The sequence below is a fragment of the Nonomuraea sp. NPDC049625 genome, from assembly GCF_040675285.1.
Taxonomy (GTDB): Bacteria; Actinomycetota; Actinomycetes; order Streptosporangiales; family Streptosporangiaceae; genus Nonomuraea; species Nonomuraea angiospora_A.
Genome location: NZ_JBFAOQ010000021.1, coordinates 174601 through 200041 on the forward strand (window position 1 = coordinate 174601; position 25441 = coordinate 200041).

Below are 25441 nucleotides of genomic sequence, written 5' to 3' on the forward strand. Positions count from 1 at the left end.
CCTAACTTACGTATGTATTATCTTGCCCTGTTACTTACCTAACTTAGCTAAAGGAGCCGACATGGCGACAGTCGTCGCGTCCGCGGCACGTACGACGTCCACCAGAAGTCCGTGGCCCGGGGTGGTCGCGCTGGCCTTCGCGGCCTCCATCGCCGCACTTCAGAACACCGCCGTGGTCCCGTTGCTTCCCGTGCTGCAGCGGGAGCTGAACGCCCCGCTCTCCTCCGTGACCTGGACGCTCACGCTGAGCCTCCTGGTCGCGGCGGTGGCCACGCCGCTGCTGTCGCGCTTCGGCGACATGTACGGCAGGCGCCCCATGATCCTCGGCGCCCTGGGCCTCCTGGTGGTCGGCTCGGTCATGGCCGCGCTGGCGCCCTCGCTGACCTGGTTGATGGTGGCGAGGGTGCTCCAGGGAGCCGTGGCCGCGCTGGTGCCGTTGTCGATCGGGGTGGCGCGCGACGTGCTGCCCAGGGAGCAGCTGGCCACCGGCATCGGGGTGATCAGCGCGACGATGGGGTTCGGGAGCGGCGGCGGGATGATCCTGGCCGGGCTCGCGTCCGGTGACTTCCACCTGGTCTTCTGGATCACGGCCGGCATCTCGCTGGTGGCCGTCGCGATCGTGGCCCTGCTCGTGAAGGACAGCGCCCCGGCGGGCCCCAAGGGCCGTCCCGACCTGGCCGGCGCGGCGCTGCTGGCCGCCTGGCTGGTCGCGCTCCTGCTGGGCATCAGCGAGGGCGGCTCGTGGGGCTGGACCTCGCCGGGCGTGCTCGGCCTGTTCGCCGCCGCGGCGGCGCTGGCGGCGGTCTGGGTCGCGGTCGAGCGCCGGGTGGCCGAGCCGCTGGTGGAGATGGCGATGCTGGTCCACCGGGGCACGGTCGGCGCGACGGTGGCCTCGATGCTGCTCGGGTTCTCGTTCTTCACCCTCATGACGGGCACGTCCAGCTTCGCCCAGGTGCCGACGGAGACCGGTTACGGTTTCGGCGCCTCCACCCTCCAGGTGGGCTTCTTCCTGCTGCCGAGCACGATCTTCATGCTGGTCATCTCGCTGTTCGCGGGCCGGATCATGCGCCGCTTCCAGGCCTCGTCCATGGTGGCGGCGGGGTCGGCGGTCACGGGCCTGGCGGGGCTGTGGCTCGTGGTCGCGCACACCAGCCCGGCCCACCTGTACGTGGCGACCTCACTGATGGGCATCGGCCTCGGCATCGGCTACGCGGCGCTGGGCACCATGGCCGTGGAGCACGTGGACCCGGGCAAGACGGCCCTCGCGGCAGGCGTGAACGCGCTCGTACGCATCGTCGGCGGCAGCACGGCCGGCGCGGCCATCGCCGCCATCCTGGCCGCCCAGCCGGGCGTGGGCGGCTACCAGTGGGTCTTCGGGACGGCAGCCGTGGCCGGGGCCACGGCCGCGCTCTTCGCGGCCGTGTACGGGCGGCTCAACCGCGCGACGGTCACAGCGCCTTCAGGCCGCTGATCACCTCGAGCAGCACCTTCGCGTCGGGCGCGGGGGGCGGGTGCTCGACCTGCACGAGCTGCTGCGCGTGCAGGTCACCGACCAGCACCCGTACCACGCCGATGGGCAGGTTCAGCTCGGCCGCGACGTCCACGAGCCGGGTCGGTTTGGTGCACTTCTGCATGATGATCAGATGCTCGGGGCCCAGGCCCATCGGCGGCGCCAGGCCACCGGCCGTGATGATCACCGCGATGAGGTCGATGGCCTCGCTCGCGGGGACCGTACGGCCCCGGGTCAGTAGGTAGGCCGGGACGATAGGACCGGCGTCCTCGTCCAGCCAGCGTTCGTCACTCACTTCGCACCACCCGCATGGGTCGAGCGGGTTCCTTCACGTGGGCCTCCGGTTCGGGCTCTGCCACGTGCTCTTCCGGGATCAACACGATCGCGGTGGTCCCTCCATATGGTGAACCGCGTAACGTCACGCGGATGTCGTGCCTGGCGGCCAGGCGGGAGACGACGAAAAGGCCGAGCCGGTCGCTGTCGGCCAGGTCGAACTCCGGTGGGCTGGCCAGCCGCTCGTTGAGTTCGGCCAGCTCCTCTGCGCTCATCCCGAGCCCGCGGTCCTCGACCTCGAAGGTGAAGCCGCGGGCCGCCACCTCGCCGCGCACGATGACCGGAGTGTGCTTCGGCGAGTAGACGGTGGCGTTCTCGATGAGCTCGGCGATCAGGTGGATCACGTCGCCGACCACGGGTCCGGCCAGGCGCTGGCCGGACATCGGCTCGACGGTGACCCGCTGGTAGTCCTCCACCTCGGCCGACGCGCCGCGGGCCACGTCGAGCAGCGGCACCGGCCGGCTCCAGCCGCGGCCGGGGGTGGCGCCCGACAGGATGATCAGGCCCTCGGCGTGGCGGCGCATGCGGGTGGTCAGGTGGTCGAGCTTGAACAGGTCGTCCAGCGCGTCGGGGTCGGTGGCCCGGTGCTGCATGTCCTGCAGCTGGATGCGCTGGCGGTGCAGCAGGGTCTGGCTGCGCCTGGCCAGGTTGCGGAACACGTGCCCGACGCCCTCGCTGAGCTGCGCCTGGCCGACCGCGGCCTCGACGGCCGTCTGCTGGACGGTGGAGAACGCCTGGCCCACGTCGTCGATCTCGACCGTGGTGCTCGCCACGGACAGCTCCGGCATCTCGACCTTCTCGCCCTTGCGGAGCTTGGCGACCACGTGGGGGAGCCGTTCCTGGGCCACCTCCAGCGCGGCCAGCCGGAGCGCGCCCAGCTCCTTCGACAGCCGGTTGCCCATGCGCAGCGAGAACGCGATCGACACGACCACCAGCCCCAGCGTCGCGCCCGCCAGCAGGAGCGCCCGGGACAGCACCTGGTCGGCGATCGGCTCGGTCCGCGTGTTCAGCACCGCGCTGGCCCGCATCAGCGCTTCCTGGAACGACTTGGACAGCCCCTCCGTGAGGGTGAGCCAGCTCCGTGGCGCCTTCCCGGCGATGATCTGGTCCTCCATGATCCGCAGCCGTTGGTAGGCGGGGGAGGTGATCAGCGCCACCTGCTGGTCGCGCAGGCTCGGGTCGAGCTCGTTGAGCGACTGGTCGACCAGGAAGCGCCGGTTGCCGACGAGCTCCGTGAACAGCCGGCGCTCGCCGGGCTGGGTCGGCCCGAACGCGACGGCCTGTTCCCTGGTCAGCAGCTCCTTGGCGTACCCGAGGTCGATGACGATGCGCGACTGCTCGTAGATCGGGATGTCGTCGATCAGCGCGACCCGCTTGTGCAGGCCGAAGAGCGTGTCGTTGATCGCACTGTAGGCCTCCACGGTGTGCAGACGGTCGGACAGGCCCGTGTCGATCTCGCCTCGGATCGCATCGAGCCTGTCGAGTTGCGTGTACACCGCGTCCACCTGTGTGCGGATCTCTTCCGATCGGTCCTTGGATGTGCTGGAGAGCTGCCTGAACGCGTCACTGGCGGCATCGGTGCGGGTGCGCTGCGCGGCGACGGCGGACTTCTCCCCCGAGTTGCGCAGGAGCCTGGCCGAGACTAGACGTTCACGCTGGATCTCGCTGATCAGTTTGTACGCGGGAAGACGGAGGTTCGTCCAGAGTGTCTTGTATTGACGCAGCTCCAAGCTCTCGGTGGCGGTGACGGCGGTAATGACCCCCCACAAGACCACCATGGAGGCCAGTGGCACGAGTAGTAGTCCGATGATCTTCATGCGGATCGTTCGGCTACGACCCATGACACCTCATTCCGGTCGGTCCCCTGCTGGCAACCCCGGACGGGACAAGCCCAGAGAATAGCAATTGGATCATCAAAATGCCCAATTTTTCGGGACTTTTGGACACCTGGGCCTTGATCCATCGATCTTGGAGTAGGTTTCCCGAGTACATCGCCGACAGAGGGAGATGCGTTGCGCCGTCGTCTCGCAGCGGCCGCCGCGCTCTTACTCCTCGCGGCCTGCTCGCCGCCTCCGGAGCCCCCGCAGGCGCCGTCCGGGCAGTCCCCGTTCGTCTATGTCGAGAACCTGGACATCGTCACCGAGTGGGACCCCTCCAAGTCCTACTCCAACGAGATCGTCGCCCTCCAGAACATCTACGAGACGCTCACCTTCTGGAACCCGGTCACCAAGAAGTCCAGCCCCAGGCTGGCCACGTCGTGGCGCTCGTCGCCCGACGGCCGGACGTGGACGTTCAACCTCCGCCCCGGGGTGACCTTCCACACTGGCAGGCCCCTGGACGCCGCGGCGGTCAAGTCGTCGGTCGAGCGCACCATGAGCGCCAAGGCGGGCGCCTCCTACATCTGGGACGCCGTCTCGTCCATCAGGATCGACGGGCCCACGACGGTGACGTTCGCGCTGAAGTACCCGGTCCCGCTGGACCTGGTGGCCTCCTCCACGTACGCGGCCTACATCTACGACACGCAGGCGGCGCCCGACCTCGGGAAGTTCTTCGCGTCGGGCAGGGACGCGGGCTCGGGGCCGTACACGGTGACGAAGTGGCAGAAGGGCAAGGAGGACGAGCTCACGCTCAGCGCGTACGACAAGTACTGGGGAGGGTGGGGCCGGCCGCACTACAACACGGTGAAGTTCCGCGTCGTGCCCGATCCCGACAGGGCGTGGCGAATGCTGCAGCGCGGCGAGGTGAGCTTCGTGGCGCGGCTGAACCCGCGCCTGTTCGCCGCCGCCTCGACCGCGCCGGGCGTGCGCACCTCCGAGCGGGCCTCGTTCCAGACGGCGATGCTGCTGTTCAACACCGCGAACGGCCCCATGAAGGACATACGCGTGCGCCGCGCGGTGCAGAAGGCCGTCGACTACCAGGGCCTGGTCAAGGACCTGAAGGGCGCGGTCTCACCGGCCAGCGGCATCATCCCCGAAGGGCTCATGGGGTACGTGCCGGGCCGCGTCCCCCGGCAGGACCTGGCGGGCGCGGCGCAGCTGCTGAACAGGGCGGGGTACGGCCCCGGCGGCCGGCCGCTCCGGCTGCGGCTGACGTACGGGGAGGGTGACACCGACTGGCACCTGCTCGCCACGAAGCTCACCGCCGCCCTCAAATCGCTCAACGTGACGATCGACGCCCGGGCGATGCCCTGGAACGCCCAGTGGGAGCAGGGCAAGAAGCGCGGCCAGGACATCTTCGTCATGTACTGGTGGCCCGACTACGCCGACGGCTACTCCTACTTCGGCAACGTCTTCCACAGCGGGAACCCGCCCGTGTTCAACCTGGCCTACCTGCGCGACCAGGGCCTGGACGCGCTGCTCGACACCGTGCCTGAGCTGACCGTGACAGACCGGCCGGCGGCGCAGCGGGTGTACGAGCAGGCCACGAAGCGGGTGCTCGACCAGCGGGCGGCCGCGGCGATGCCATGGGTGGTCAACTACCAGCGGGCCTACCAGGGCGCGGTGCAGGGCTACAACGACAACCCGGCCTACCCGGACGTGGTCTTCGTCTACGACCTACGCCCCTCGGGCTGATTGCTGTGTTCATGGCCTCACTTCGTGAGGCGCTCCCTCGACGATCCTTTCGCGCAGCCGGGCCTTGATCTCCTCGGGCGTGTAGGCCCGGCGGCGGCGCTCGGCGCGCGCGATCACCACTCCCGTGGCCGCCACGCCCATGATTCCCGCCAGACCGAGCATCTTCCACCAGCGCATGTGCCTAGGCTAACGGTGTGCTGACTCTCGACGAGGCCGTAAGGGTGACGAGGACCGGCGATCTGTGGATTTTCCGCGGGCGCTCGGTCCCCGACCGCGCCATCCAGACGATGACCAACAGCCCGGTCAACCACGTGGGCATGGCGATCGTGGTCGAGGACCTGCCGCCGATGATGTGGCACGCCGAGCTGGGCAAGTCGCTGATCGACCTGTGGTCGGGCACGCACCAGCGCGGGGTGCAGCTGCACGACCTGCGCGACGCGGTGACCACGTGGGTCGGCCGCTACGGCCAGCGGCCCTGGCTGCGCCAGCTCGAGCCGGAGGCGACGCCCGAGATGGAGGACGCGGCCCTGCGCACGGTGGCCCGGCTCGATGGCACCCCGTTCCCCTCCACCGCCCGCCTGGCCGCCCGCTGGGCCAGGGGACGGCTGCCGCGACGGCGCCGCCGCCAGGAGACGCTGGAGAGCGCGTACTGCGCCGAGGTGGTGGCGGTCACGTACGAGGAGATGGGCCTGCTGCCCGGCGGTCGCCGGCCCAACTGGTACGACCCGGGGAAGTTCTGGAGCGGCGACGACCTGGAGCTGCTGATGGAGCGCCGGCTCGGCAACGAGATCACCGTGGGCGTCGAACGTCCGTGAGCTACGGCTCCGCGCCGGCCACGACGGCCAGCAGCGCGTCCGCGTGGCACTCCTGATCGGGGTCGCACCAGCAGGCCAGGTCCTTGCCGCGCAGCTCGCGGCGGGCCCGCTCGACGAGCTCGGGGTGCTCGCGGAGGTGGGCCAGGTAGAGCTCGATCACCTGGGACCGCTGGTGGACCCGGCCGCCGCAGACCCGGCAGCCCTTCTCCGACAGGCTGTGCGGGTTGGCGAACGGGCTGCGCCGGTGACCGGGGAACTCGCGCCCGACGTACTCGGCGCCCTCGGGCACGCGGCCGTGGAACCGGTCGCCCTCGACCTTGACGCGGTGTGCCATAGGTTTTCAGACCTCCGCCGCGGCGGCCACGTTCATGCGCGCGATCTCCGGCGGCTCATTTCGCGAAGGCCAGCTGGTCGTTCTCGCGGGACACGACGGTCAGGACGAACGGCTGTCCCGGGCCCCCGGGAAAGGTGATCCGGATCCGGTCGGCTCCCTGGCGCTCCCAGTGGCCGACGATCTTCCTGGGCCGGTCGTCCGGCCCGGGAAGCCACTCGACGAAGGTGCCGTCGGAGTGGAACTCCATCCCGCGCCGGGGCCGCCGCGAAGGCCGGAACGCGAAATCGTCCGGCCGGTACACCGCCATCGCGTCGGTGTCCTCCTCGTAGGAGTGCGTCCAGGCTCCGACGACGTCCGGCGCTTCCTCGTTCATCATGATGACGCTCATCGGACCTGGCGGTTCCCGGCCACCACGTTCAGCGCCGCGCGGGTGTCCTTCAGCACCTCCTGGAGCAGCTGCTCCAGGTCGCGCTGCGAACCGTTGCCGGTGAGCCGCGTCTCGGCGGGGGAGGCGACGCCCGCGGGGATCCGCTCCTCGGCGCGCGCGGCCAGCTGCGGGACCAGGAAGGACGCCCGCGGGCCCTCCAGGCAGGCGTTCATCCGCGTCGACTGACCGCTGGTGAACATCATCATGCCGGCGTCGTCGGTGTAGTCCATGTAGTTCACGAACATGTCGCCATTGGGACCGTTGTTGCACGAAATATGGGGAAATGTCGGTATTCCGGTGTTGTTGCCGGCCTGGTTCGGGGTGTCGGCCACCTTGTCGTCGCCGCTGCATCCCTCGCCGTCGTCGCCCCAGATGTGGAAGAGGTTCAGCCAGTGGCCGACCTCGTGCGTCGTGGTCCGGCCCAGGTGGAACGGCGGCGCGGCGGTGCCCGTGCTGCCGAAGGCGGAGTGGCGGATGACGACGCCGTCCGTGTCCGGCGGCCCCCCGGGGAACTGCGCGTAGCCGAGCAACCCGCCCGTCAGCTGGCACACCCAGATGTTGAGGTACTGGTCGCTGGGCCACGGGGCGGCGCCGCCGCCGGCGCTCGACTTCACCAGGTCGTCGAAGGTGAAGCCCATTCGCTGGGTCTCCACGCGGACGATCCCGTCCGTCGGCTCCCCGTTCGGGCCGCGGCTCGCGAGGTGGAACTCGACCATCGTGTCCGCCACCAGCGACCTCCAGACGGGCGGCACCTTCGTCACGTCGGGGTTGGCGGCCCGGAAGTCCTGGTTGAGGATCTCGATCTGGCTGTGGATCTGGTCGGCGCCGATGTTCTGCTCGGGGCGGGCCGGGTTGTGGACGACGTGCACGACGACGGGGATGCTGATCACGCCGACGCGGCTGACCATGCGGGTGCCGAGCCTGTACTGCGTGGCCTGGTTCTCGATGGACGCCCGCCGCGCGCGGTAGGACATGCTCTCGTTGAGCAGCCGGCGGTGCACGGGCATGGTGCCGCACAGGTCTCGCGTGAGCGGTTCGGAAAACTCTGACTCGTCCATCATGATTTCCCCCCAGAAGTGAAGCGAGAGAGGCCGCCCGGCCGGATCGCGGAAGAAGGGCAGACCGCGATCCGGCCGGTCGGACGCTGATGCACTCGTACCGCGAACCGCCCGGTCGAAAGCCCAAAGGAGTGCAAGGCTTCCGGCTCGGATCCACGCGCACGCCGCTCTCCGTCCTGACCGGGAGCGGCCGGACCGCCGTTATGCTCGGGCCCGATGGACATCCGCGTGCTGGGCCCGGTCGAGGTCTACGACGGCGACGTCGAGATCCCGATCGACGGAGCGCAGCAGCAGTGCGTGCTCGGCCTGCTCGCCGCGCACCTCGGCGCGTACGTGCCGGTGGACCGGCTGATCGAGGCGCTGTGGGAGCGCGACCCGCCCAAGACCGCCAGGACCATCGTCCAGCTCAAGGTGTCGCAGCTGCGCAAGACCCTGGGCGGGCGCATCGCGAGCACCACGGCGGGCTACGCGCTCGCCGTACCGGAGGAAGAGGTCGATCTCGGGCGGTTCCGCACGCTCGCCGCGCAGGGGCGAGCAGCACAGCCGCGGGACGCCGCCGGCGCGTGGGAGCGGGCGCTGGGGCTGTGGCGCGGGCAGCCGCTGCAAGGGCTCGGCACCGACTGGGTCGAGCGGCGGGTGCGCCGCCCGCTGCTGCGCGAGCGGTGGGACCTGCTGGAGGAGCACGCCGCCGCGCTGATCGAGCTGGGCCGGCACCGCGAGGTCCCCGCGCTGCTGCAGGAGCTCAGGGACGAGGAGCCGCTCAGGGAGACGCCGCACGCGCTGGCCATGACAGCGCTGTGGCACGACGGGCGGCCGGCGGAGGCGCTGGAGCTGTTCCACGACGTGCAGCGGCTGCTGGCGGGCGAGCTGGGCGTCGATCCCGGGCCGCGGCTGCGGGACCTGCACCAGCGCATCGTCGAGGGCCACCGGCCCGTGGTGCCGCGCCAGCTCCCCAGGGACGTCCCCTGCTTCGTCGGCAGGCAGGCCGAGGCCGAGCGCCTGAGGCATCTGCTGCACGGCGGCCGCGTGGCCGTGGTGACCGGCGCGGCCGGCATCGGGAAGTCGGCGCTGGCCGTGCACGTCGGCCACCAGGTGGCCGCCGAGTACCCCGACGGCCGGCTTCACGTCGACCTCAACGGCTATGGCCAGGGCGAGCCGCTGCCGCCCGAGCGGGTGCTGCCCCGCCTGCTCGGAGCCCTCGGCGTGCCCGCGCCCAGCGGCGCCGCCGAGCAGCTCGACCTCTACCGCTCGACGACGGCCACCAGGCGGGTTCTGATCGTCCTCGACAACGCCGCCCACGCCGAGCACGTACGCCCGCTGCTGCCCGGCGGCTCCTCCAGCGCGGTCATCGTCACCAGCCGCGACACGCTGCGCGGCCTGGCCCTGCAGGGCGCGCAGACCGTACGGCTGGGCACGCTCACCCCTGGCGAGTCCCGCGACCTGCTGGCCGACCTCGTCGGCCCGGACCTGATCCAGGCCGACCCGGCGGCGGCCGCCGAGCTGGCCGAGCTCTGCGGCCACCTGCCGCTGGCGCTGGCCATCGCGGGTGCGAACCTCATAGGCCGGGCCGGCCTGCGCGAATACCTCGCGGAGCTCCTCGACGACCGCCTGAACACGCTGGCCGTCGAAGGCGACGCGCAGGCGACCGTGGCCACGGCCTTCGCCGGCTCGTACGCGGCGCTGACGCCGGACGCCCAGGTGCTGTTCCGGCGGTTCGGGCTGGTCCCCGGCTGCGACTTCACCGCGAGTTCGGCCGCCAGGCTCGCCGGTACGGACCCCGGCACGGCCAAGCGGCTCCTGGCCAGGCTCGCCTCGGCCCACCTGGTCGAGGAGCACGCGCCGGGCCGCTACCGCCTGCACGACCTGGTCCGCCTCTACGCCCGCGAACACTGCACGGACGCCGCCGACGACCCGGCCCCGTTGCACGCGTACTACCTGCACACCGCGCGGGCCGTCGCGCCGCTGCTGGCGCCCTCCATCGAGCTGCTCCCGCTGACGGGCGAGGACCCGCCGCGCGACGCGGAGGAGTTCGCCGACACCGACGCGGCGCGCGCCTGGTTCCAGGCCGAGCAGCACAACCTGCTCACCGTGATCGACCACGCCCGCGGCAGGCTGCTCTGGCGGCTGGCCGAGACCCTGCGCGCCTTCATGTACGGCGCCTACCAGCCCGACGTGATCATCACTGCGGCCCGCCGCGGCCTGGCCGCCGCCGAGCGGGCGGACGACCGCGCCGGCCAGGCCAGCATGCACCACACGCTGGCCAACGCCATGTTCGCGCTGAACGAGCCGCGGCCGGCCGTCCGGCACTACGAGATCGCCTCCGACCTCTATGAGGGGGTCGGCTGGGGTACCGGCACGCTGCTCACGCTGACCAACCTCGCGGTGGCACGCTCCAGCCTCGGGGATCTCCAGCAGAGCCTGGAGAGCCAGGAGCGGATCATCCGGCTGTGGGAGAAGTTCGAGCCGTCCACGAAGCTGGCCGTGACCCTGGAGAACTACGCCATCAAGCTCCTGTGGGCCGGGCGTCCCCGTGAGGCGTTGGACCGGCAGCTCCGGGCCGTCCGGATCAGGGAGGAGCTCGGCGGGCAGCCGCCCTGGCAGGCCAGGGCGTACACCATCCTCGGCGACATCCGCGTGGCGCTGGGCGAGCTCGCGCCGGCTGTCGAGGACTTCGAGCGGGCGCTGGCCGTCGCCAAGGACCTCCAGCTCGCCGCGACGCTGTCCAGCGTGGCCTTCGCGCACCACCTGCGCGGCGACGGCGCCCGTGCCGCCGAACTGGCGCGGCGGGCCGTGGACATAACCCGGGCGCGCCCGCCGGCCCACGAGCACGAGGAGGCGCGCAGCACGCTCGCCCGCGTGGACGAGTCGCTCGACCTCGGCGAGCGCGTCGGCATGCTCAACGAGGTGCTGGCCGTCTACCGGGACCGCACCTACCCCTACCTGGAGTCCCGGGCCCGGGTGTGGCTGGCCGAGGTGCTGGTGGACGGCGGCCGGTGGGACGAGGCCGCCGCCGTGGCCGGGCAGGCGCGCGAGGCGGCCGTGCGGTACGGGCTGCGGCTGCTCGAAGGCCAGGCGCTCACGCTGCTCGCCCGGCTCCACGTACGGGACGGCTCGGCGGGAGAGGGGCGCGACTGCGCCAGGAGGGCTCTGGAGGTGCACCGGGAGTTCGGCCACCGCCTCGACGAGGCCGCGGCCCTGGCGGTGCTCGACCAGACCTGACCCGCCTCAGCGGCGACCGGCGATGGCCCGCGGCTCTGCGCCAGGCCTGACCCGGCTCACGGGCGGGGCGGCCCGCAGCTCCGCACTAGGCCTGACCCGGGTCAGGGTGGGCCGGCCAGCAGGGTCGCGAACGTGGCCTGAAGCTCCGCTCCGGGATCCACGCCGAGCTGGTCGGCCAGCAGCCGGCGGGTGCGTTCGTACAGCTCGAGGGCCTCGGCCTGCCTCCCGAGCCGGTAGAAGGCCGTCATCAGCAGCGACACCAGCCGTTCCCGCTGCGGATCGGCCGTCACCCTCGCGCGCAGCGGCGCCACCGCGAGCTCCGGCCGACCAGTCCTGAGCCGCCTGCGGGCCAGCTCCTCGACGGCGGCCAGCCGCGCCTCGTCCAGCTCGACCGCCGCCACCTCCAGCGCCTTGCCGCCCCCCGAGCCGCCCAGCGCCGGGCCGCGCCACAGAGCCAGCGCCTCGTCCAGCAGATCGGCGCCGGCCTCGTCGCCGAGGCCCGCCGCCTCGGCGGCCAGGCGGCGAAAGCGCAGCGCGTCGACGCGCTCGGGGTCGGCACGCAGCACGTACCCCGAGGCGTCCCGTTCCAGGCGCACGCCCGGCAACGTCCGGCGCAGCCGGTAGACGTGTCCCTGCACGGTCATCCGCGCGCTGTCCGGGGGAGTTCCCTCCCATACGGCGTCGACCAGTCGCTCCACCGGGACCGGACGGTTCAGGTCCAGCAGCAGCGCGGCCAGTACGTAACGACGCTTACGCGGCCCGATCTCCAGGCGGCGTCCCCCGACACAGGCGTCGATGGACCCGAGCAGGCAGTACTCCAAGTGATCCATCTGTCCCAGGATGCCCGGAACCGCTAAAACCCCGCTAAAGACGGTTATGGCGCTGCGCCCGCACCAACAGAACGCCAAGGAGCTCTGCCAGGGTCTTTCACTCACGCTCTACGCCTACACAGGAAGAGACCCAAGTTGATCACGAAGAAGGCCGCGATCGCCGTGCTGGCCGGCTCGCTCCTGGCGGGCCCGGTGGCCGCCGTCGCCCTGACGCAGCCGGGCGCGGCCACCATCACCGGCACCCACACCGCAGCCGCGAAGAACCGGCTCGGGCCCGGCGAGTGGCTGCTGTCCGGGCAGTCGCTGACCTCGGAAGGCGGCCGGTTCAAGCTCGTCCAGCAGGCGGAGGGGAACCTGGTGTTCTACGAGGGCACCAAGGCGCTGTGGACCTCGCCCACCTCGGGCAAGCCCGGCGCCCGCGCGACCATGCAGAAGGAGGGCAACCTCGTCGTCTACGGCGCCGACAACAAGCCGCTGTGGTCCACGCCGACCGCCGGCAACCCCGGCGCGTACCTGCTGCTGCCCAAGGAGAGCGGCAACCTGGTGATCTACAGCCGGGACAACCGGCCGCTGTGGTCGTCCAAGGCGTACATCGGCAAGCTGCCCTCGGGGCACGTGCTCCGGCCGGGGCAGGCAGTGCAGTCGAGCAACGGCCGCTACCGGCTGATCCAGCAGGACGAGGGCAACGCGGTGCTGTACGACGGGCAGCGCAGCCTGTTCACCACGCCGACGGCCGGTCACCCCGGCGCCCGGTCGATCATGCAGGCGGAGGGCAACTGGGTGGTGGTGGACAGCGGCAACAAGGCCCTGTGGACCACCAAGACGGCCGGCAACCCGGGGGCTTGGCTGGCGGTCAGCGATGACGGGCGGATCATCATCTACTCCCGCGACAACAAGCCTCTCTGGACCAGCCGCTGACCCGATCCCGGTCTCGCCGCCTTCTGGGGGGTCTGTCCGGCGGTCACGGGTTTTCCCATCCGATGGCCCAGAAGGCGGCGTAACGGCGCCCGGCCCCGCACACCTCGTGACCGTCTCCCTGGACAGGGCCCGGCCACGTGCGGGGGGTGGGTTGCCCGCCGTAAGCGTAAAGGCTGGAGGAGAGCACCACGTGCGGCGGGTGGACGGGCCGCCGTGAGCGGAGAAGCTGGAAAAGAGCACCACGTGCGGCGGGTCGGTGGCCCGCCGTGAGTGGGAAAGCCGGATCTCCGGAAGAGTGGCAGGCTGGAAGGATGCGCCTAGCCACGTGGAACGTGAACTCCGTCAAGGCCCGGCTGCCCCGCCTGCTCGAATGGCTCGCCGAGGCGAAACCCGACATCCTCTGCCTCCAGGAGACCAAATGCTCCGCGCAGGCGTTCCCCACGGCGGAGGTAGCAGAGCTGGGGTACGCCGCCGCGGCCCACGGCGACGGCCGGTGGAACGGCGTGGCGCTCCTCTCCAGGGTCGGCCTCGACGACGTGACCCGCGGCTTCCCCGGCGAGCTGAACGGCGTGGAAGCCGTGGCCCCGGAGGCCCGCGCCATCGCCGCCACCTGCGCGGGGCTGCGCGTCTGGTCCCTGTACGCGCCGAACGGCCGCACCGTGGACTCCCCGCACTACGCGTACAAGCTCGCCTGGTTCTCGGCGCTCCGGGACGCGCTGGCGGCCGAGACGGCCATGCCGCTGGCGGTGTGCGGCGACTACAACGTCGCCCCCACGGACGCCGACGTATGGGACCCCGCGCTGTTCGTCGGCGCCACCCACGTCACCCCCGCCGAACGCCGGGCCCTGGCCGACCTGCGAGCCCTGGGGCTGCACGACGTGGTGCCGACGCCGATGAAGGGCCCGCACCCGTTCACGTACTGGGATTACCGGGCCGGGATGTTCCACCAGAACATGGGCATGCGCATCGACCTGGTCTACGCGAGCGCGGACGTCGCCGGGCGGGTGCGGTCGGCGTACGTCGACCGCGAGGCCCGCAAGGGCAAGGGCCCTTCCGACCACGCCCCGATCGTCGTTGATCTCGGACCATAATTCAAATCACAAACCGCGTCCGTCCGAGTATCCTGTTTTCTCAAATGTCTCGGGGGATTGAGTAGCTTCACGGCCCACAGGGGGGATCTCCGTGGAACCTGCAGACGGTCGCGTCATTCTATTCATCATCATCGCTCTCGCCGTGTTCGCCCTCGGCCGCCGCTTCCAGACGATGATCATCATGCGTCAGGTGTGGAAGCAGAGCGCCAAGCAGGTCACAGCCAGGAAGGCCGTCGCGAACAGCGCCGCGAAGGCCATGATCGGCATCAGTTTGCTCGCGATATTCGTGGTCTGGCTGGTGCTCAACCTCAACCGCGTAATGTGAAAAGCAATCAATGGCTGATTACCGCGCAATTGCGCGGCCGTCCGCAATCCTCCCGATGGCCTATTTGCGGCGATTTCGCAGGGCCCAAGCCGTCAGCACGGCCGCTCCGGCGGCGGCCAGGCTGACGGCGCGCGTAAGACGTACCGCACGGCGGATGTCCTTGACGTCGGGCTCGGGCCCGTCGCCCATGGTGGGCCGGTGCTCGGTCCTGCCCTGGTAGACGTTCGTGCCGCCCAGGGTGACGCCGAGCGCCCCGGCGAAGGCGGCCTCGCACCTGCCGGCGTTCGGGCTGGGGTGCCGGTGGCCGTCCCGCCTGAGCACCGCCAGCGCGCGGCCGGGGGCCGGCCCGGTCAGGACCGTGAGCAGCCCCGTCACCCTGGCCGGTACGTAGTTCGCCACGTCGTCGAGCCTGGCCGCCGCCCAGCCGAACCGTTCGTAGCGGGGGGAGTGGTGGCCGACCATGGCGTCCAGCGTGTTGATCGCCCGGTACGCCAGCAGCCCCGGCACGCCCGCCACCGCGCCCCAGAGGAGCGGGGCCACGACGGCGTCGGAGGTGTTCTCGGCCAGCGACTCGACCGTGGCCCTGGCGAGTTCCTTGGCCTCGAGGTGGGAGGGGTCGCGGCCGCAGAGGTGGGGGAGGCGGGCCCTGGCCCGTTCCAGGTCGCCGCCTTCGAGGGCGTCCGCCATGTACTCGCCCTCGCGGGCGAGCGTGGTGCCGCCGAGCACGGCCCAGGTGGCGACGGCTGTGACGGCCGTACGGGCGTGGGGGATCCGCTGGGCGAGCACTCCGAGCGCGGTCGCGCCGCCGACGCAGATGGCGACATGTGCGACTCCGTGCGCCTTCTTGTCCGCGTACAGGGACTTCTCCACCCTCGCGGCGACGCGCCCGAAGACCGCGACCGGATGGGCGGCGCTCCGCGGGTCGGCGATCAGCCGGTCGAGGGCCACCCCGAGGGCGATCCCCAGCGGGTCACACCAGATGGGCATGGAGCTCGTCTTCGTGTACGTCCAGCCAGGCCGCCGCGCGGCGGATGCGCTCGCCGGCGCCGCCCGCCCACATCTTCGCCCAGTTGCCGCCCGCCGAGGCGCGGGTGCGCATGACGTCGTAGGAGCGGTGGAAGCGGAGCCTGGCCAGTTCGAGGAGGCGGCGGCGGTCGCGGGGCGGCACGCCGTACGCGTCGCAGAACAGCCTCAGCCGCTCGCCCACGTCGAGGTTGCGGAGCAGCGGGGACCGGTCCACGGGGTCGGCGATGGGAGCCCAGTGGCGGAGCGTGGTGACGATGTCGAACAGCCGCGTGGTGGGGCGGGCCAGATCGAAGTCGATCAGCGCGTGGGGCCTGCCCTCGCGAAATATCACGTTGGCTGGCGTTAAATCACAATGTCCGATGATTTCTGGCGCTTTGTCATCATTCGATCCGCCTTCCCACCCCTCCAGGGACAGCGGGAACCCGACGGTCGCGTCATGAAATTCCCGAAGCAACACCGCAAGCCCGGCCAGCGCCTCATCACTCACGCACTCAAGCCGCAACCCGGTCGTACCCGGCAGATACGTCAGGATCTCCCGCCCGAGCCCGTCCATCCCCACCACCCGCGGCGCCCCTCCGAACCCACGGGCCTCGAGGTGCCGGAGCAGGGCGTGCACGGCGGGTGTCGACGTACTGGCCGGTCTACGCACGGTGTCACCGACCCGCACCACCCCGTCAGTCACGTCCCCGCCCTGCAACGGAATCTCATGCAGGAGCGTCGCGACCATGCCACGAGAGCTTAGACCCTTTTGCCCCACCCCCGCCCACCCTTTCCTCCAGCTCCAACCTTCCACCCACCCTCCACAACAATCTCCCCCCACCCCTCCCCACCAGGCGCCCCCTCCTGCCCCTCCACCCACCGCACCAACCACCCGCCCCATCCCCACAGCCACCTGCTCCTGCGCCGCGGGGTGCTGCGCCGCGGGGTGCTGCGCCGCGGGGTGCTGCGCGGCTGGGCGCCGTGCTGTGGGGACCTGTGCTGCAGGGGCCCTGTGCGGCCAGGCGCTATCGCGCGGGCCCCTGCGGCACGGGGTCCTGCGCGGCCGGGCACCGTGTCGTGGGGTCCTGTGCCGCGGGGTTTTGTGCGGCCAGGCGCTGTCGCACGGGGTGCCGCGTTACGGGGTCCTACGCGACCGGACACTGTGCCGCGGGGCGCAGCACCGCAGAGTCCTATGAGGCTGGGTCTTCAACGCCACCGCCGGCGCGATGCTCGGCGAGAACTCCTTCGACCTCCTCCCCAAACCCCTGGCGGAGGCGTTCGGCGTACCCCCGCCGATGCTGATCGTCGCCCCAGTGTTCCCACCCATCCCTATCGCCGAACGCTAGATGACCATGCCCGATGCCCACGTCGCCCGCCACCACGTCACCTGTCCCCACGCCGATGTCGGCCTCCCCACCGACGCTCCAATCGCCCCCAGCCACCGGACGGCCCCGCGCCCAGACGTACACCTCCCCGAGGCTGGCCGCAGCGACAGGATTAACCGCTCACGACTTCCCGAACGGTCACATTCCTCTACGACACGCCCGCCGCCGCATCCCGACCTTCCTGCTCCTGGACGCGTCGCTCCCCTGGCCTCCCTCATCACCATCCCGGACAGCACCCGGAGCGCCTACCCCGGTCTTTTAGCCGGTTTCCTCCCGTATCTGGCCACCTCCGATATCGTCCCAGAGGCCCCCACACCCTGCTCGGCCACTGGTTCGACCCTGACTCCTACCACCTTGGGGGCGCTGTTCATGGTGGGTGTGATCGGCCTGACAGACTGACACGAGGAAAACGTGTGCGTGACATGTCGCCGGATCATGCACAATAAGGCGGGAGCGCCCTTAGCTCAGCTGGATAGAGCACCGGACTTCTAATCCGACGGTCGCAGGTTCGAATCCTGCAGGGCGCGCTTTGATCATGTCCTGACCTGCAGCTATGCGGGATCGGATGCGTTCTAGAATTTTCGTCTAGCGCTTGCGTGCTCCGTGCGTGCTCGCGCGCACCAACCCCGCACACACCGTGATCGACATCGGCCTTCTGGGGCTATCTCGGCAAAGGAACCGGCCCCGTGATCGCCGTGCAAGCGCGGCGATCACGGGGCCGGTTCCTGATGTAGCGGGTCAGGCCCGCAGCGGGATCACCTCTCCCGGCCCCTCCTGGTCCTCCTCCTCGGCGAGCAGAAGTGCTGCGGTCTTCTCCGCGGCCGCCATCGCCACCTCGGGGAAGACCGAGGTGTAGGTGTCGGCCGTGAAGGAACTGGAGGTGTGCCCCAGAGTCTCCTGCACGACCTTCATCTCTACCCCGGCGGCCAGCATCAGAGAGGCGGCGCCGTGGCGGAGGTCGTGGAGGCGGATGGGTGGCAGGCCGGCGAGGTAGGCCAGCCACAGGAACTGGTCGGTGACGTGCTGGGGATGCAGCCGATCTCCCTCGGGTTGGGTGAAGACGAACCCGGTGTCCTTCCAGGCCTGGCCCTTGGCCAGTCGTTCCTGGAGTTGCCGCTGCCGGTGGGTGCGCAGCGTTGTGGCGGTTTCGGCGTCCAGGGCGATGGTGCGTACCGAGGCGTCGGTCTTGGGCGTGCCTTCGTGGACCTGTCCCGCCAACTGCACCAGTTGCCAGTTGATCGTGATGGTCTGGGCGTCGAGATTGACCTCCTTCCAGCGCAGCCCGCACGCCTCTCCCCGGCGCAGACCACGCAACGCGATCAGCCGGTACAGGGCGAAAAGGCGGTGCCGCTGGGCCTCTTCCAGGAACAGCCGGGTCTGAGCCGGGGTCCAGACCATCACCCGGGAAGGCCGGGGCGTGCTGGTGTAGGCGTCGACCGGATCCACCCGCCGCCCGCCCCGGCACTGCTTCTCTGCTCGCAGGCGTTCGTGGAAGGCGGTCTGCCAGTCCTGGACCCGGTCGTCGGTCCACACCAACGCTTTGGGCCGGGTCTTGGCCGGCAATTCCAGCACGGCGGCGGGGTTGAAGTCGAGGAGTCGGTCTTGTCGGATGGCCATGTTCAGGGCGTGTCGCAGGGTGGCGCGGATGCTGTGCATGGTGGCGATGCTGACCGGACGCCGGTACTTGACGCTGGCCCGCACGCTCGGGTCGGGGCTGGCGCGGTGTTCGGCGATGGCGTCGTTGAACTCTTCGATCTGCTCGAACATCACCGCGATGTCGCTGACCTTGAGCCGGTCCAGCGCCAGCTGGCCGAGGTAGGGGCTCAGGTAGAGGCGGATGTGACCTTCGTAGGAGCGCCGGGTGCTTTCCTCGATCTTCCGCTTGCGTTGGAGGAACTCCTCCAGCCACTGCTCGACGGTGATCTCCTGGGTCAGGTCCATCCCGGTTTTGATCTTGCGGCGGACTGTCTCCATGTTGGGCAGCGTCTTGGTCTCGGCCAGCGTGCGCTTGATCAGGTCGGCGATCTGGGTGCGGGTGGCGGGCTCGCGCGGTCCGGCCAACGCCAAGAGTGCGCGTACCTGGGCGAGTTCGGCTTCGGCGTCGTCTTGGCCGGTGAAGCCGCCGCGGCGGAGCGGGCCGCGTCGCTTCCCGTCGGGGGTGGGTGGCAGTTCGATCTGGTAGTGCCAGATGCCGTGCCGGTGGTTCCAGCCGCCGCTGGGGCGGCGCAGCTTGGGGCATTTCTGCCCGAGTTCCTTGCCGTCGCCGTCGCGGCAGGAGCAGCGTTTGAACGTGCTGCCTTCAGCCATCGGTTGTCCTGTCCTCCTCCATGAGGGTGTGATCGCCGAGCAGCGCGAGCAGGGCGGCGGTGGGCACCAGGTACCTCTTGCCGATGCGGATGATCCGGCAGGGGAAGTGGCCGTCCCTGGCGAGTTGGTAGGCCGTGGTGCGTCCCAATCCGAGCGCCCTTCCCGCGGTGACCACGTCGACCACGGCTGGCAGTTGCTGGATCTCGGCCAACGTCAGCGCGCGCCTCATCGCTGGCATCCAGGCCGAGAAGGACGCGCGACTGCCGTGGGCCCGCCCGGCACGAGCACGGATGGGGCGGTGCGGGTGATCGGGTGAGCGTAATGCCCACCATCGCCCACCGCCCCGAGTGCGGTGCCGGGCACGACGTATCGACGCCCACCTCGGCGGCGGCACTCAAGCCCGATTCGATCGTCGCTACGGGAGGCACGCATCGCATGGCCCAGCGAGGCGCCGTGACGATGATGAGCAGCCCGTCGGAGGTGCCAGCGTGGATCGGGAGGTTGTGCGCTCGGGGATGGTTGCGCACGGCGGACAAGCGAAAACAAGCCCCATCTGGTGACCGGACCTGACCTGAGGTGCTCAGCAAACAGTTGATCGCGCTGAGGCAGCCCAGGAGAGCCGCTCGGCGGCGCATGCCAGGGCCTGTTCTGGCTGAGGTCGTTGGGCCTGATGGGCGTGGTGGATGCCGAACTTCGAAGGGTGATGTGGTTGGGTCGTGTCATGGTGATGTGGCCCGATCATCCGAGTCACCTGGTCCCTGTCACTCTTTAAATACCTGCCTCCAGGCACGAATTCGGACACGAGTGCAGGTAAAGAACGGACAAGATCGCGCTTCGTAACCCGGTGTATCTCCGTCCGGCAGGCCGCTGCTGCCCATGAACTCCGTTACAGCCCGAGACTACGTATCTGATTCGCCGGCGCCTGGTGGTGGCTCACAACCAACGATCACCCATAGATCGGGGCGGGGTGGGCGTTCGACTCGCAGGCGTCCTTGACGCTAACAAGAGGGCTCGCATTAGGAGAGTGGCAGTTGTACGGCTAGCACGTGCGCTCTGACCTGCGTAGATGCAGTCCTACGGCCTGCACCATCTGAAAGATCATCCCGCTCATGTCCCTGTACCCGTCGAGGCTGGCCACCACATGGCCTCGCCGCAACTGACCATGGAATTAAAGACTGACTAGTCCACAGTCATGTGATCGGAGGGGTGGAGAGGACTTCCTGTCGCAAGCCCGATGTGTCTACCGAACCGGGCAACTCCAGCCATCGGCGAGCGCAAGATCGGCGAACCCCAATAGTGACTAACTGACTAACTTCTGGCAGAGCAGTCGGGTATCGGTACGTCTGCTCATCGCCACCGCTCGTCAGTCGAGCGCGGGTGGTTCCGGACGGCCAGGGTCCCCCAATCAGGGAAGGTCGGCATTTATCTGTCGCGTCCTCAACCACGATCCTATAGTCAAGAAGAATGATCCAAACGGACTGCTCTAGCCCATCCAAACCGACTGCTGCACGTGCTACGGTGATGCTCACAGCATCGGGCGACCTCTAGCTCGTCCGTTCGTGCTGGGTTCACGGCATACGTAGCGGAGGGAGGACGGGGTGGATGGGATGCGCGTTACGGCGCTCGTGATCGCCTTATCGGTGGCGGCGATCTGTGCGTTGCTCGCTGGCTTCTGGTGGCTGGCGCGCGGGAAAGGGGTGGACCAGGCGGTGATGACCATCGCCTGTGTCTTCGCCAGCGCTGCCACCTTGGCCATCATGATTCTGACCTTCCTGCAGCCCGACTGAAGGCAGCCAGACATGCTGGGGCAGGGCAAGGGCCGATAGGGTTCACAAGAAACAAGAAAGTCAAGGATCGGCAGGAGTCGAGGGTGGAGAGAGCGTCGAAGGAGCTGTCGCTTGGACGCGCGTTGGACGCCCTACGCGGGGCACTGACACCCGAAGATGCCCTCTTCCTCGCCATGGCTCTGATCCTCTTGAGCCACGAGGCGAACACCGAACGCACCGATGAGCGGGGCGGCCGGACAGCTGCTCGCCAGGCCTGGGACGCGCTTATGGCCCAGGACTTCCGGTGGCGCGACGGGCACGAACTGGCAAGTGTCATTCGAAGCGGTTTGCGAACGTGGGAGTCGGCCAATGGAGGGCTGAGAGAACTGCCGGGCCTCGTCGACGCGCGTGGCTCACAGCTCGCTCCCTTGGTCGACTGCGTAGCCGCGGCACCAGACCTTGCAGGACTGTTCGATCTCTGTCTGGCGCATTCGCTGACGATGGGGAGAGGCGGCCAGTACTACACTCCGGTGGACATCGCTCGGCTTCTGGTCGGCCTGATGGCGCCCCGAAAAGGTGAAACAGTCTACGATCCGGTCTGCGGTTCCGGTGGTTTTCTCCTGCGGGCCAGCGAGTTCGTTAAAGCAAACGATGGCGGGGACGCTCAGCTGGCGTTGCATGGGCAGGATGTCAACCGGATCGCGTTGCAGACCGCCGCGATGAACTTCGTGATCCACGATGTCGCAGCAGATTTAAGAGGGCCAGCCTCGAGTCTGACAGATGATCATTTCGAGGACTGGACCTTCGACGTGGTCGTCGCCAATCCTCCCTTTAACCAGACCGGATGGGATGAAGGCGGTCACAGTCGTTACGGTCGCCGCTGGATTTATGGGGTACCGCCAGCCGGCAATGCTAACTTCGCCTGGGCCCAGCACGTGATCAGCAAGATGTCTCCTACGGGGCGCGGGGTGCTTCTCCTACCAACAGGCGCCGCCTCAGGAACGAAACCAGCCGAACGCGACATACGGGCTGGCCTGGTGGAAGACGATGTTCTCAGCTGTGTGATTGAGCTGCCCGCCGGGCTGATCCCCCATGTGCGCAACCCTGTAAGCTTGTGGCTCTTCAGCAGGAGTAAGAAGCCTCGCGACAACTGGGGTAGCAACGATCGGTCGGGCCAGTATCTACTGATCGACGCACGTGAAATGGCGCTGGCCGTGGGACGAGGCCGCCGTACTGTACCAGACGAGGCGCGGCAGCGGATTGTCGGAACTTTCGCCGCCTGGCGGGGCGCACAGGGAATGACTTCATACGAGGACGTACCCGGCTGGTGCAGGTCCGTCTCCACCGAAGAAATTTCGGCTCAGAAGTACGACGTACTGCCGTCTCATTATGTAGGCGGGGCCGCAGTAGAGGCGACACAGGCCGACGGAGAAGAACTCGTAGCCCGCTTGACCGATGAATTGTACGAGCTCTTCGACAAGGCCCACCGTCTCGAAGGCGAGCTGCGCGATCTGCTGGGGAAATCGTGATGCGGGATGCCTTGCAGGAGCGGCTCCGTCGGCTTCCCCAGGACTGGACGGTAGAGCGACTGGGCAAGCTGCGATCCGCACACATCCTTGGTTACGGCATCACCCGTCCTGGTAATCATGCCGACGATGGAGTGGGCATGATCCGTGCTGCAGATATTCAAGACGGGCGACTAGACAGCCGCCAGCCAAGGCGAATTAGCCCTCAAGTACACGAAGCCAACCTTCGCAGTCGGGTGGAGGCTGGCGATGTCGTCGTGATCCTGGTGGGTAGAGTGGGTGAGGCTGCGGTAGTCACCGACGAATTTCACCACTGGAACGCCTCGCGGACCGTCGGGATCATCCGCGTGACAGACCCCGACGAAGGAGCATGGCTGAGTCTATGGCTGAGGTCGCCAGAGGTACGTCAATGGTGTGAGCGGCAGGCCACCAGTTCGACGCTGCAGCGTACACTCGCCCTGGCGGCGCTGCGTGATATGCCTGTACCGCTGCCGCCCGCTGGTCCGAGGGAGGCCTTTCTGCGGGCGATGCAAATTCTGGAGGAGAAAACTGCGACGAATATACGCATCGCCGATTGCGCGATCACGCTGAGTGAGGCGCAATTCGCTGTCGAGACATGGCAAAGTAGGGAATGGCCCGAACAGCCCTTCGGGGCTCTAGCTGAGCTACACGCCGGAACCGCGTCGCGCCCAAGCCCAGACAAGGATGGTATTCCGACTAAGGACAGGATCGCCTTCGCTTCACCTGCGGACATCCTGCAAGGCGGCCTTCCATACCTATACCGAACAGAGCGGCTACTCGCGTCAGCAGATGACGCAAGCGTATGTGACCTCGGCTCGCTTCTCGTCGCTTCCAGGGAGGACGGTGTGCAGGTCATGAGGAACGAAGTGCCTGTTGCTGCTGGCCGTGGAGTTTTGGTGCTTAAGCCGGACTCGGCTGCCGACTCCTACTGGCTGCTCCATGAAATCCGCTCTCGAAGTTCTGAACTAGCGGCCAATGCGCAGGGCTCCGCCGGACGTGAACTCAGCCGACGCGCATTTTCATCGACTGTGGTCCGCTGGCCTCCGCAGAAGGTGCGTGAGCGGTTCGCACGGATTGCTGGGCGCCTCCATGCGCGGGCACAAACCGCACAGGCTGAAAACGAGACCCTTCGCAACCTGGGAAATCAAATTCTTGATGGTTTCCTAAACGGCACTTTCGCCTGGAAGTCCGCGAAATTCCCCAGTCTGTCGACGCAATGTTAGCAGGATGGTGATAGTCAGGAATGTCTGCGGTTCCTGAGTTTCCATGGTGGGAGATAGGAGCGAAGTCCTACATGCCGCATCTGGTCTGCACAGTAGGGATACCCGAAGCCTTTCTCGCGGTCCCATGGCCGTGTCGAGCATGTCCCGTATCGGCGGATTAGCTACCACGCCTTCAGTCGTAGGGCTGAGCAGAGAGGGCACAGACGACTGCTGTTAGCTGCTGGGTTGAGTACGTGCTTGGTGAGGGCATCGATTTTAGTCGGCGCCACGGGGCTCGCTCCATAGATGCTGCGATCATAACGACGGTGTGATCTTCTCGCTTAAGTCAGGGTCGCATCGTGCAATCGCCTTCGGTGAACGGAATCGACGGGAGTAACCGATGCCTTGAAACTCGGGACTCAAGCTAGGCTGTCTACTTAGGAAGCTACCAACGTTCCTCGTCCTCGTCCTGCTGAGAGATCATTTCTATGTAATCGTCTTCGGGATGATGTGGATCCTGTGGATCAAACTGGCGCTCATATTCAAAATTTGGATCGTCGAAGTAAGGAATGAAATCTCTGCGGTCGACATAATCGATGGATTTCAGGTCTGAGACTTGCGCCTCAGCGTAAGAGACCTTCTTCGCGATGCCTGCGTGTTCAATCTCCAACGACCCTTGCAGCGTGAGCTGACATGCTCGGCAGATCAGCGTGTGTCCGTGGAGTGTGTAGTTGATTGTGTGTGTACGTCTTGGATCAACTGCCGCTTCTACATTTCCAATATAGGTTGCCGCCTTTCGTCCGCACGCCGGACAGATGGTGGTGGTGGCACCGAAGCCGCCGTACAGGTTGCGAACCTTGGTGATAGCCTGCAGGATGCTGTCCTTCTCTTCTAGGGTTAGCAAGGTTTCCGAGACGTGTCTGGACCGCGCGATGGCTATCTTCCTCTCGACCGATGTCCTTATTGCTTCAAGGGAAGTGCGAACTAGGGCGTTGACGAGATCTGAGTGTCGACCCCAAATATTGTTAGGGTCAACCCCCATCAGAGGGTAGAGGTCGCTACAGGTGTGTAGGTATGCGGAAAACACGCTGATATTGAGGGTAGGTTCGGAATATCCAGCGTGCACCATGCTATCTCGTGCATGAAAGAGTTGTTCGATCAGGTCGGAGGGAATAGAAATTTGGCTGTTGAGGCGCCGGACAATTTGAATAGCGTCTCTTGCGCCTATGGTTCGCACCTTGTAGTCCCCCCCTGGGCGGCTATTTCCTGTGAAGTAGATTAGTGTATCTGTATGCTCTTTTCCTCGAGAGTTTGGGTCCACAAGAAAGGCTGGATCCATTTGGTATAGATATGCCTTGCATAGATGCTCAAGGCTGATCGCCGAAAACATGAGGATGACGCGACCGTCGTTTGCAATGTAAGCATCGAGAGCGCGTTTGGTGAAGTCCCGAGCAGAGAACAGCAGTTGATCGGAGTCAATATCCGGCATGTTGGAACTATAGCGATCAGAGCTAGTTCATGCGACCCTATTGGTGCATCGGCCATCAGTCGCTCATCCGGCGAAAGTATTAGCAGGTACGTCATGCTAGATTCGGGTTGCTGGATACAACACAGAGAGTCGCGGGCCTGCGGGCCTGCGTGTCTGTGGTTCGTGGAGAGGGTCTCCACTGGCACGGAATCACGAATCAGCGGGTCAGTGCCCTAGCCTCGATCTTTCTCGACCTTGAGTTGGTCGGCTGAGAGGTTCGGCTGGGGGTCGATTTTCTCGCTGTGGTCAGCGTGGATGCCCGGCTGTCG

Annotated in this window: 22 protein-coding genes and 1 tRNA gene; 11 read left to right on the forward strand and 12 right to left on the reverse strand. The window is 67.9% G+C overall.

What is annotated here, in order from left to right; translation table 11 throughout:
• Positions 1-61: 61 nt before the first annotated feature.
• Entirely contained in the window at positions 62-1471 is a 1410-nt protein-coding gene (locus AB0J87_RS54865; RefSeq protein WP_363981989.1) for an MFS transporter, read from the forward strand.
• Here AB0J87_RS54865 and AB0J87_RS54870 read toward each other — a convergent pair.
• Both AB0J87_RS54870 and AB0J87_RS54875 read right to left on the reverse strand, forming a co-directional pair.
• Positions 1449-1805, reverse strand: coding sequence for a DUF742 domain-containing protein (locus AB0J87_RS54870; protein ID WP_185067699.1), 357 nt, complete (start codon positions 1803-1805; stop codon positions 1449-1451). The two genes, AB0J87_RS54865 and AB0J87_RS54870, sit on opposite strands and share 23 nt — an antisense overlap.
• Positions 1798-3684 carry a nitrate- and nitrite sensing domain-containing protein gene (locus tag AB0J87_RS54875; RefSeq protein ID WP_363981993.1) on the reverse strand — a complete coding sequence of 629 codons (1887 nt, stop codon included), beginning with the start codon at positions 3682-3684 and terminating at the stop codon, positions 1798-1800. Before AB0J87_RS54875 ends, AB0J87_RS54870 begins: the two co-directional genes overlap by 8 nt.
• A 171-nt stretch (positions 3685-3855) precedes the next feature.
• Between AB0J87_RS54875 and AB0J87_RS54880 the strand changes: the two genes are divergently transcribed.
• The gene (locus tag AB0J87_RS54880) at positions 3856-5415 is read left to right on the forward strand and encodes an ABC transporter substrate-binding protein (protein WP_363981996.1); all 1560 of its coding nucleotides are present in this window, start codon (positions 3856-3858) and stop codon (positions 5413-5415) included.
• Between the two features lie 9 nt (positions 5416-5424).
• On the opposite strand, the gene AB0J87_RS54885 is transcribed toward AB0J87_RS54880, so the two are convergent.
• On the reverse strand, positions 5425-5592 hold the full coding sequence (locus AB0J87_RS54885; RefSeq protein ID WP_363981999.1) for a hypothetical protein: 168 nt from the start codon (positions 5590-5592) through the stop codon (positions 5425-5427).
• Positions 5593-5612: 20 nt separating this feature from the next.
• Between AB0J87_RS54885 and AB0J87_RS54890 the strand changes: the two genes are divergently transcribed.
• On the forward strand, positions 5613-6230 hold the full coding sequence (locus AB0J87_RS54890) for a hypothetical protein (protein WP_350728296.1): 618 nt from the start codon (positions 5613-5615) through the stop codon (positions 6228-6230).
• A gap of 1 nt (position 6231) precedes the next feature.
• Here the strand turns inward: AB0J87_RS54890 and AB0J87_RS54895 are convergent, their stop codons facing one another.
• From AB0J87_RS54895 to AB0J87_RS54905, 3 genes are read right to left on the reverse strand one after another with little or no spacing between them, the layout of a single operon-like run.
• A complete protein-coding gene (locus AB0J87_RS54895) occupies positions 6232-6564 on the reverse strand; it encodes a DUF4326 domain-containing protein (RefSeq protein ID WP_350728078.1) in 333 nt (110 codons plus the stop codon).
• 55 nt (positions 6565-6619) lie between these two features.
• Positions 6620-6940, reverse strand: a complete 321-nt coding sequence (locus AB0J87_RS54900) for a hypothetical protein (RefSeq protein ID WP_350728077.1) — start codon at positions 6938-6940, stop codon at positions 6620-6622.
• Positions 6941-6948: 8 nt separating this feature from the next.
• Positions 6949-8052 carry a zinc metalloprotease gene (locus tag AB0J87_RS54905; protein WP_363982003.1) on the reverse strand — a complete coding sequence of 368 codons (1104 nt, stop codon included), beginning with the start codon at positions 8050-8052 and terminating at the stop codon, positions 6949-6951.
• Positions 8053-8265: 213 nt separating this feature from the next.
• On the opposite strand from AB0J87_RS54905, the gene AB0J87_RS54910 reads away from it, so the two are divergent.
• Positions 8266-11268 carry a BTAD domain-containing putative transcriptional regulator gene (locus AB0J87_RS54910; protein WP_363982006.1) on the forward strand — a complete coding sequence of 1001 codons (3003 nt, stop codon included), beginning with the start codon at positions 8266-8268 and terminating at the stop codon, positions 11266-11268.
• A 101-nt stretch (positions 11269-11369) separates the two neighbouring features.
• Here the strand turns inward: AB0J87_RS54910 and AB0J87_RS54915 are convergent, their stop codons facing one another.
• Positions 11370-12098 carry an AfsR/SARP family transcriptional regulator gene (locus AB0J87_RS54915; RefSeq protein ID WP_363982009.1) on the reverse strand — a complete coding sequence of 243 codons (729 nt, stop codon included), beginning with the start codon at positions 12096-12098 and terminating at the stop codon, positions 11370-11372.
• 135 nt (positions 12099-12233) lie between these two features.
• Between AB0J87_RS54915 and AB0J87_RS54920 the strand changes: the two genes are divergently transcribed.
• The 3 genes from AB0J87_RS54920 to AB0J87_RS54930 all read left to right on the forward strand — a co-directional run bounded on the left by AB0J87_RS54920 (position 12234) and on the right by AB0J87_RS54930 (position 14432).
• Positions 12234-13016: a hypothetical protein gene (locus AB0J87_RS54920; RefSeq protein WP_363982012.1), complete on the forward strand. Its 783-nt coding sequence runs from the start codon at positions 12234-12236 to the stop codon at positions 13014-13016.
• Positions 13017-13327: 311 nt separating this feature from the next.
• Positions 13328-14107, forward strand: coding sequence for an exodeoxyribonuclease III (locus AB0J87_RS54925; RefSeq protein ID WP_363982015.1), 780 nt, complete (start codon positions 13328-13330; stop codon positions 14105-14107).
• 91 nt (positions 14108-14198) lie between these two features.
• Complete coding sequence (locus tag AB0J87_RS54930; RefSeq protein WP_350728071.1) at positions 14199-14432, forward strand: hypothetical protein; 234 nt, start codon at positions 14199-14201, stop codon at positions 14430-14432.
• Between the two features lie 60 nt (positions 14433-14492).
• On the opposite strand, the gene AB0J87_RS54935 is transcribed toward AB0J87_RS54930, so the two are convergent.
• Complete coding sequence (locus AB0J87_RS54935) at positions 14493-15419, reverse strand: cobalamin biosynthesis protein (RefSeq protein WP_363982018.1); 927 nt, start codon at positions 15417-15419, stop codon at positions 14493-14495.
• Positions 15403-16338: a phosphotransferase gene (locus AB0J87_RS54940; protein WP_363982021.1), complete on the reverse strand. Its 936-nt coding sequence runs from the start codon at positions 16336-16338 to the stop codon at positions 15403-15405. Before AB0J87_RS54940 ends, AB0J87_RS54935 begins: the two co-directional genes overlap by 17 nt.
• A 937-nt stretch (positions 16339-17275) precedes the next feature.
• Between AB0J87_RS54940 and AB0J87_RS54945 the strand changes: the two genes are divergently transcribed.
• A tRNA-Arg gene (locus AB0J87_RS54945) sits at positions 17276-17349 on the forward strand.
• Between the two features lie 211 nt (positions 17350-17560).
• Here AB0J87_RS54945 and AB0J87_RS54950 read toward each other — a convergent pair.
• The gene (locus AB0J87_RS54950) at positions 17561-19129 is read right to left on the reverse strand and encodes a tyrosine-type recombinase/integrase (protein ID WP_363982024.1); all 1569 of its coding nucleotides are present in this window, start codon (positions 19127-19129) and stop codon (positions 17561-17563) included.
• Complete coding sequence (locus AB0J87_RS54955) at positions 19122-19358, reverse strand: helix-turn-helix domain-containing protein (RefSeq protein WP_363982027.1); 237 nt, start codon at positions 19356-19358, stop codon at positions 19122-19124. Before AB0J87_RS54955 ends, AB0J87_RS54950 begins: the two co-directional genes overlap by 8 nt.
• Positions 19359-20727: 1369 nt before the next feature.
• On the opposite strand from AB0J87_RS54955, the gene AB0J87_RS54960 reads away from it, so the two are divergent.
• From AB0J87_RS54960 to AB0J87_RS54970, 3 genes are all read left to right on the forward strand, one after another.
• Positions 20728-20916 (forward strand): hypothetical protein, encoded by a 189-nt coding sequence (locus AB0J87_RS54960; protein ID WP_363982029.1) that lies wholly within the window; start codon positions 20728-20730, stop codon positions 20914-20916.
• Positions 20917-20999: 83 nt separating this feature from the next.
• Complete coding sequence (locus tag AB0J87_RS54965; RefSeq protein WP_363982032.1) at positions 21000-22424, forward strand: N-6 DNA methylase; 1425 nt, start codon at positions 21000-21002, stop codon at positions 22422-22424.
• Complete coding sequence (locus AB0J87_RS54970) at positions 22424-23665, forward strand: hypothetical protein (protein WP_363982035.1); 1242 nt, start codon at positions 22424-22426, stop codon at positions 23663-23665. The genes AB0J87_RS54965 and AB0J87_RS54970 overlap by 1 nt, the downstream gene beginning before the upstream one ends.
• 424 nt (positions 23666-24089) lie before the next feature.
• On the opposite strand, the gene AB0J87_RS54975 is transcribed toward AB0J87_RS54970, so the two are convergent.
• Positions 24090-25133 carry a hypothetical protein gene (locus AB0J87_RS54975; RefSeq protein ID WP_363982038.1) on the reverse strand — a complete coding sequence of 348 codons (1044 nt, stop codon included), beginning with the start codon at positions 25131-25133 and terminating at the stop codon, positions 24090-24092.
• Positions 25134-25441 lie beyond the last annotated feature (308 nt).

Bases quoted from the DNA above. Each gene is read 5' to 3' on its own strand.
- AB0J87_RS54925 (WP_363982015.1), top strand. From the start codon at position 13,328: ATGCGCCTAGCCACGTGGAACGTGAACTCCGTCAAGGCCCGGCTGCCC.
- AB0J87_RS54875 (WP_363981993.1), bottom strand. From the start codon at position 3,684: ATGGGTCGTAGCCGAACGATCCGCATGAAGATCATCGGACTACTACTC.
- AB0J87_RS54885 (WP_363981999.1), bottom strand. From the start codon at position 5,592: ATGCGCTGGTGGAAGATGCTCGGTCTGGCGGGAATCATGGGCGTGGCG.
- AB0J87_RS54975 (WP_363982038.1), bottom strand. From the start codon at position 25,133: ATGCCGGATATTGACTCCGATCAACTGCTGTTCTCTGCTCGGGACTTC.
- AB0J87_RS54900 (WP_350728077.1), bottom strand. From the start codon at position 6,940: ATGATGAACGAGGAAGCGCCGGACGTCGTCGGAGCCTGGACGCACTCC.
- AB0J87_RS54950 (WP_363982024.1), bottom strand. From the start codon at position 19,129: ATGGCTGAAGGCAGCACGTTCAAACGCTGCTCCTGCCGCGACGGCGAC.
- AB0J87_RS54905 (WP_363982003.1), bottom strand. From the start codon at position 8,052: ATGATGGACGAGTCAGAGTTTTCCGAACCGCTCACGCGAGACCTGTGC.
- AB0J87_RS54935 (WP_363982018.1), bottom strand. From the start codon at position 15,419: ATGCCCATCTGGTGTGACCCGCTGGGGATCGCCCTCGGGGTGGCCCTC.
- AB0J87_RS54895 (WP_350728078.1), bottom strand. From the start codon at position 6,564: ATGGCACACCGCGTCAAGGTCGAGGGCGACCGGTTCCACGGCCGCGTG.
- AB0J87_RS54955 (WP_363982027.1), bottom strand. From the start codon at position 19,358: ATGAGGCGCGCGCTGACGTTGGCCGAGATCCAGCAACTGCCAGCCGTG.
- AB0J87_RS54865 (WP_363981989.1), top strand. From the start codon at position 62: ATGGCGACAGTCGTCGCGTCCGCGGCACGTACGACGTCCACCAGAAGT.
- AB0J87_RS54910 (WP_363982006.1), top strand. From the start codon at position 8,266: ATGGACATCCGCGTGCTGGGCCCGGTCGAGGTCTACGACGGCGACGTC.
- AB0J87_RS54915 (WP_363982009.1), bottom strand. From the start codon at position 12,098: ATGGATCACTTGGAGTACTGCCTGCTCGGGTCCATCGACGCCTGTGTC.
- AB0J87_RS54940 (WP_363982021.1), bottom strand. From the start codon at position 16,338: ATGGGGCGGGTGGTTGGTGCGGTGGGTGGAGGGGCAGGAGGGGGCGCC.
- AB0J87_RS54970 (WP_363982035.1), top strand. From the start codon at position 22,424: ATGCGGGATGCCTTGCAGGAGCGGCTCCGTCGGCTTCCCCAGGACTGG.